Genomic DNA, 6713 nt, shown 5'->3' on the forward strand with positions numbered 1-6713 from the left:
CAGCGCTGCGTTGAGCGGGCGGTCGCTTATGGCGCGCTGGCGGCACTCGACGACCGACCGCGGCCGGGCAAGGAGCCGGTGATCACGCCGGAGGCCAAGGCCTGGCTGGTGTCTTTGGCGTGCGACAAGGCCAAGGAGCACGGCTATCCGCACGAGCTGTGGACGACACGGCTGCTGGCGCGCCATGCGCGCGAGCACGGGCCGGCGGCCGGACATCCATCTCTCGCCCGTCTGGTTCAGGGCACGGTGTGCAAGCTTCTCGGCCAGGAGGAAATCAAGCCGCATAAGGTGCGCTACTATCTGGAACGTCGCGACGGCGAGTTCGAGCAGAAGATGGCGGAGGTCCTGTGTGTCTATCGCGAGGTCCAGATCCTGAAAAAGGCCGCAGCCAGGCCGAAGAAATCAAAGAAGCCGGTCACGATCGTCTCTTACGACGAGAAGCCGGGGATCCAGGCCATCGCGACGACGGCACCGGATTTGCCGCCAGTGCCGGGCGTCCACGCCACCTTTGCGCGCGATCATGAGTATAAACGTCATGGCACGCTCAGCCTGTTGGCTGGGATCGATCTACTCACCGGGAAGGTCCACGCGCTCGTCAGGGACCGCCACCGCAGCCGCGAGTTTATCGAATTCCTCAAGCTTCTCGATGCCGCCTATCCGGCCGGCACCGCGATCAAGCTGATCCTCGACAATCATTCCGCGCACATCTCGAAAGAAACCAGAACCTGGCTCGAAACACGACGACCAGGGCGCTTCGAGTTTACGTTCACGCCCAAACACGGCTCTTGGCTCAACCTCATCGAAGGCTTCTTCTCCAAGTTCGCCCGGTCTGTCTTGCGCCACATCCGCGTGACCTCAAAACACGAGCTCAAGGAGCGCATCATGGCCGGCATCGACGACGTCAATCGCCATCCGGTTGTCCACACCTGGTCCTACAGACTCGCCGAGGCTGCCTGATATGATTCGAACCAAAAAACGCTGGCCTAGCATTACAGTTGTCTTTTTGATTTGACATGAGCGCGTTGAGCGGCAGCCTGATGAGCTCTGCGCCAGAAAGACCATGCGATGATGCGTGCGGGTTGAATACGCTTTCGAGCAAGCCTGATGGCGATGCGGCGGATTTCCTGGATTGACCAACGGATCAGCGGCGGCGTGGGTATGCTTTGGCTTTTGCCGGGGGGCGAGGTTTGGTTTTTTTGGGCGGTGGCGGATTGGCGCGATGGCGGATCGCCGCCATCATGGCGAAGGCGAGCATCACCAGGGACACGTGGCGATGCCAGCCATGCCAGGACCTGCTCTCGTTGTGATCGAGCCCGAACTCGTTTTTCGCGGTTTCAAAGCTGTCCTCGATCGCCCATCGATGGCCTTCGACCGCGACCAGCGTTTCAATTGATGTTCCTGCTGGGCACCAGGTGGTGAAGAAGGCGAGATCGCCATCGGCGATATGGCGACGGATCAGCAGACCGCGCGTCCATAAACCATCATTTGCGCTGTTGAACTGCTCGGCCTCGAGGTCGGCCAATTCGAGATAACACCAGTCGTGCAGCCGCGGTCCTTTGGTTCCGGCTCCCGCCGACAGGCGCTTCCAGTCGGACGGGCGCCGCGTCCGGGCGAGGTCCGCGGCCGTACCGGCGACCGGCGGTCGCTTGCCCCAGGATCGAAACAGCAAACAAAGCAACTGTAATGCTAGGTCTGAAGGCGCTGGCTAGACCAACGAACATAATCGGCATGTTCAAGAAGCGTCCTAATCCGGGGAATGCGGCTGCCCGAAAAGGGCAAGATGGCCTGACCTTTTGATCTCCCGCAGTGTTTTGATTTAACTAGTGATTCACTGTGCGAAAGCGCACAGTGAATCGATCATCGTCCGTCTTTGATATTTTTGTAGGTGGCTGAGAGCGTTGCGCTCCCGCGTCGCGAGGCGACACCGATGCGTTTGTCCGCATCGTAAGCCCTTCGCAGGACACCTGGGCAACAGCCAAAATCTGGAGCCAGAGGAATAGACGGAGCCGTACGCGGCCGATGAAGCAATCTCGCGGAACATCGCGCCCGCAAAGCCAGAAAGGGCACTTACAATGAACACGAAATCGGGACGAACCTTGTTTGCCGCCGGCCTGATCACTGCAGCGCTCGCAAGCGGCGCAATCGGCCAGCAAGACGAAAAGCTGGGCAAAGTGGTCTTCCCTACCTCTTGCGACCCCAATGTGCAGACCGAGTTCGATCGCGGTGTCGCAATGCTGCATTCATACTGGTTTCTAAAGGCTCGCCGGACATTCGAAGGGATACTACAGCAGGACCCCGCCTGCGCCATGGCGCATTGGGGTGTGGCGATGGACTTCCTCGGTAACACCCTTGCAGCCACGCCGAGCCGGGCCGATGCGCAGGCGGCCTGGGACGCACTGGAAAAAGCCCGCGCCATCGGCGCGAAGACCCAGCGCGAGCGCGACTGGATCGAGACGCTAAGCGCTTATTTCCGCGATCATGACAAGGTCGCCGTGAACGCCCGACTGGCAGCCTACAGTGCCGCTATGGCGCAGATGGCGCAGAGCTATCCCGACGACTACGAGGTCCAGGCCTTTTATGCTTTGGCGCTTCAGGCCGCGGCGCCGAAAAGCGACCTCACCTACGCCAATCAGATCAAGTCCGCCGCGCTGTTGGAGAAACTCTTCGAGCAGAACCCGCAGCATCCGGGTGTGACGCACTACCTCATTCACGCCTACGACTTCGCGCCGCTTGCCGAGAAGGGAATCGCGTCAGCGCGGCGCTATGCCGGCATTGCGCCGGCCGTGCCGCACGCGCGGCACATGCCGTCGCACATCTACTCCATGGTCGGACTTTGGGAGGAATCCATTGCCTCCAACGCGTCGTCGCTCGAGATCCAGCCCGACTACTATCACGCGTCGGATTTTACGGTCTACGCACATCTGCAGCTGTCGCAGGATGCCAAGGCCGATGCGATGATCAAGAAGTCGCTCGCCACCGCTGATCGCGGCGATCGTCCGATCAATTTCGTCAATTTCACCGCCAAGGCCGCGATGCCGGCGCGTTACGTCCTGGAACGAGCGGATTGGGCCGGCGCTGCCGCTTTGCCGATGACTGCCACCCAATATCCCATGGCGGATTCGTTGATCCGCTTCACACGCGGTCTCGGCATGGCGCGCACTGGCGATCTTGCGGGGGCCAAAGAAGAGGTCGAAGCGATGAAGGCGTTGCGAACAACACTGCAGCGCGCCGACCAATCCTACTGGGCCGACCGCACCGAGGAGCAGATGCTTGCCGTTTCGGCCTGGGTCGCACTGAAGGAAGGTGCGGTCGATCAGGCGCTGCAATTCATGCGAGCAGCGGCTGACAACGAAGACGGCAGCCTCAAGCATGTGGCGATGGAGAATCGTCTCTATCCGTTCCGCGAATTGCTGGCGGAATTGCTCCTTGAGATAGGGCAGCCCGCTGCTGCCCTGAACGAGTTCGAGATCGCGCTCAAGCAGACCCCCAACCGCTTCCGCGCGTTCTCGGGAGCCGCCCGCGCCGCCGACAGCGCAGGTGACCACCAGAAAGCCTCCGATTACTTTGGCAAGCTGGTGAACCTGGCCAAGAACGCTGACACGGAGCGGCAGGAAATCCGTGAGGCCCGGGCATACTCGCGCCAGGACGATACGACAGGTGCTGCACGAAAATAATTGCCTGGTTGCCCGGACCCCGCCCGGAAGCCATCAGGCCGAGAGATAACGATGATCCGGTCAGTCGCATTGGCAATAATGCTCGGTGTGCTGGTGAGCGGCGTGGCAGCCTATACCATCAACTCGCCGGGCTGGCGGACCCCAACGACACCGCCGTCCGGTGGGCTCGAGCGTCGGGCCGAGACGGCCACCACGGCAGAAGCCTGGCCGATCTGCACCACCATGGCATCCGTTGCATCGGACGCCGACTGGGCGCAACTCGATCCCGATTTCAAGGCCGGAAAGAAGGCGCTACGCGCCGAGAATTGGAATGGCGCAATCGCAGCGTTCGAGTTCGCTGCGCTGCGCGACCCGACCAATGCCGATATCCAGAACTACATCGGCTATGCCTATCGGCGGCTGCGTCAGATAGGTCCGGCTATTGACCATTATCAGAAGGCACTGATGCTAAATTCCCGCCACCGCAGCGCGCATGAGCATCTCGGTGAGGCTTATCTGGTGCTTGGGGAGCCGGCCAGGGCACAGCAACAGTTGGCGGCGCTGGAAAACCTCTGCCTCATTCCTTGCGAGGAATATGAAGATCTCAAGCGGGCCATTGCGGCGTACAGAAGGCTGGCCACGCGCTGAGATCAGAAGCCAAAGAGAGCTCACCAGCCTTTTCACTGCTGGAGTTCCGCGCGGCGTGTAAGCCACGGCGTTTCGGACGAAATGCGCCGTACGTTGATTGCTGCCGTGCATGAGTCCGTTTTGTGCGCGGTTCGTGAACGACAGGGGTATGTTCGAGGATCTCATGCCGCTTCAGCGTGACCCGGAAGAAGAACCGCAGCGTCGAGACGGTCTGATTGATGGTCGGCACGCCAACGCCGCTCGATGCCAGATGCAGCTGATACCGACGCACGTCCTCGAAAGTCGCGGTATCCGGTGATCGCCCGAGGAACGCGGCGAAGTTCTTGATTCTTTGCACGTAGTCATGTTGGGTCTTCGGCGCGAACTTGCGGATCGTCATGTCTTCGATCATGCGCCGGCGCAGCGGGCTCACTGCCTCGTCGGTCATGGGGATGCTCCTGTTTTGAGTGAAGGTTGCGAACCCCTCATCTCAAAACAGGACGCCCCGTTACGCTATCCTCTTGGCTGCGCTGCCAGCCGCAGCGTCCTACCGCGCGAGCGGTTTAGTCGTGTGCCGGGCATGCTCAATAGCTCGGAAGTGAAAGTCTTCCACCCAACCTGATGGAGGTGAAGGGTTAGTGAAACGCAAGGGCTGCCGTCGCGAGGCGGAGTCTGAAGGAAGCGTGGATCAAAGGTGCGAGCCGATGAACAAAAACCGGATATGAGGCGCAAGCGTCGGACGAGCGGGCGACACATCGCGAAGTCCAGATCCATCATAGACTTGAACCTCGACCGGTCGTCCGACTGCACTGGCTGCGACCGAGTACTTGTTGTTGTCGAAGCGCACCAGGCAGGTCTTCGAGACCGATGCCGTCACCGGGGGCCGGTCGCCGGTTAGCTGGCTGCGCTCCCACTGATTAGGGCGTGCTCGCCCGCGCTCTGCCTGACGTCGAATGACATTATCGCTAACTTATGCGCCCGCGCGCTACTCGACATCCAGGAACTACCGGCCGGCAAGATCAAGACCTACAAGGCCGTCAAGGAAGGCACCGGGCCCTCGCTAATCGTCGACAGCACGGGCCACATTGCAGAGGTTGCGAGCTAGTTAGACGGGCAGCCGAAGCCAAAGATCGTTGCTGGACAGAGTACCGGCCGGCGTGGCTATCTCCATATCGACAACGCGAAATGAGCCGGGCTGGTCATCATACAGGTAGCGAAGGTGCCAGACCGGGCCAAGTTCTGGTGTAACGGCGAAGTCATCTAAGGCACTCGCGACGTATCGAACGGCATCGCGATGTGCTATCGGCGCGGAGAACATCGCGTCAATCAGCGCGGCAAGGCTCATACCCTCCAGGAGCATAGTCCGCGCGACTTCGTCTCCGTAGACGAGCCGGAGGGCCGATACGAGGGCCGCGATAGCGTCAGGGTTCTTTAGAGACACGGCAGATTTGTTTCAGGATCCGGACCGTTGACGCACGGGCGCGCGGGCGGCGGTTGCGTGTTTTCACAGGGCAATGAACGCCCCCTATAACACCTCAGCACGAACCTGAGCCACGCCACGATCCGTAATCCCCAAGCTGCGCGCGGCGGCGAGTGAGAGGTCGAGGACGCGGCCACGGACCCATGGTCCGCGGTCGGTGATACGAACCACCACCGACTTACTCGTCTCAAGATCAATGACGCGGACTCTCGTGCCGAACGGCAGACGGCGGTGCGCCGCGGTCAGTAGATTCCGATCAAACGATGAACCGCTCGCTGTCTTCCTTTTCGAATACGAGTAGTAGGAGGCTTTTCCGGAAAAGATTCGATTGAATGATTGAGCGCCTGAACGATCTTTCAAGGGCTCTTGTCCGTTCGGAGATTGCGCTTGCGGCTCATCCTTCTTTGTCTGATCGAGTCCTTCAGGAGCGGGCTCCGCTTGAGCCTTTGGAATGATGGACCATCTGTCATTGAATGTTTGCCCGACAGCAGGGGGCGCCTGAAGCCCCGTCCAAGCGGAGACTGTTGCAATCACGATCATTCCAGAAAGCAGACGCATGATCGACCTCACTACAAATCACAAAAACAAAAGAACAATGCAAACTCATAAGGCGCGTTCCGCGCATGTCCGGGACTGATATGCTGAGAGGTGATTTCATACCGATATTTCTGAAATGTGTTGCATGGCGAAACGTAGACGCAGTGCAGCAAGCAGATAGCCCGCCCCAACGCACCACGTTAATCGGCGAGCAGTCCTAGGTCTGTACCTAAATAGCGCCACATGATTCCCTTGCCCGCGAGTTTTTGATTCGGGAGCGAGAGAATGCGTGCGGGTTTGTTTTGGCTGAATAACAGGGCAATGGGCACGTATCGAGCCGCATCTGCCGACGGGACTGACGGGGCCGGATCGGGACGACGACCGGCGCATCATCAGCGGGATCATTCACATGCTGC

6 protein-coding genes and 2 pseudogenes are annotated in these 6713 nt (G+C 60.0%); 4 read left to right on the forward strand and 4 right to left on the reverse strand.

Annotated features, from left to right (window positions below):
* On the forward strand, window positions 1-957 hold a 957-nt coding region (locus IVA82_RS02930), incomplete at its 5' end, for an IS630 family transposase (RefSeq protein ID WP_247493156.1).
* A 184-nt stretch (window positions 958-1141) separates the two neighbouring features.
* Here IVA82_RS02930 and IVA82_RS02935 read toward each other — a convergent pair.
* Window positions 1142-1663: pseudogene (locus IVA82_RS02935) on the reverse strand (transposase); the annotation flags it as partial.
* Between the two features lie 409 nt (window positions 1664-2072).
* On the opposite strand from IVA82_RS02935, the gene IVA82_RS02940 reads away from it, so the two are divergent.
* Window positions 2073-3674, forward strand: coding sequence for a hypothetical protein (locus IVA82_RS02940; protein ID WP_247388907.1), 1602 nt, complete (start codon window positions 2073-2075; stop codon window positions 3672-3674).
* 51 nt (window positions 3675-3725) lie between these two features.
* The gene (locus IVA82_RS02945; protein ID WP_247388908.1) at window positions 3726-4301 is read left to right on the forward strand and encodes a hypothetical protein; all 576 of its coding nucleotides are present in this window, start codon (window positions 3726-3728) and stop codon (window positions 4299-4301) included.
* Here IVA82_RS02945 and IVA82_RS02950 read toward each other — a convergent pair.
* The 3 genes from IVA82_RS02950 to IVA82_RS02960 form a co-directional block, all read right to left on the reverse strand.
* A complete protein-coding gene (locus IVA82_RS02950) occupies window positions 4258-4728 on the reverse strand; it encodes a site-specific integrase (RefSeq protein WP_247493157.1) in 471 nt (156 codons plus the stop codon). The genes IVA82_RS02945 and IVA82_RS02950 overlap by 44 nt on opposite strands.
* Window positions 4729-5385: 657 nt before the next feature.
* Window positions 5386-5625 carry a hypothetical protein gene (locus IVA82_RS02955; protein ID WP_247381839.1) on the reverse strand — a complete coding sequence of 80 codons (240 nt, stop codon included), beginning with the start codon at window positions 5623-5625 and terminating at the stop codon, window positions 5386-5388.
* 180 nt (window positions 5626-5805) lie between these two features.
* The gene (locus IVA82_RS02960) at window positions 5806-6318 is read right to left on the reverse strand and encodes a septal ring lytic transglycosylase RlpA family protein (protein ID WP_247381841.1); all 513 of its coding nucleotides are present in this window, start codon (window positions 6316-6318) and stop codon (window positions 5806-5808) included.
* Window positions 6319-6582: 264 nt separating this feature from the next.
* On the opposite strand from IVA82_RS02960, the pseudogene IVA82_RS02965 reads away from it, so the two are divergent.
* Window positions 6583-6713: pseudogene (locus IVA82_RS02965) on the forward strand (IS5/IS1182 family transposase); the annotation flags it as partial.

Source organism: Bradyrhizobium sp. 142 (assembly GCF_023074015.1).
In the GTDB taxonomy this organism is placed as follows: domain Bacteria; phylum Pseudomonadota; class Alphaproteobacteria; order Rhizobiales; family Xanthobacteraceae; genus Bradyrhizobium.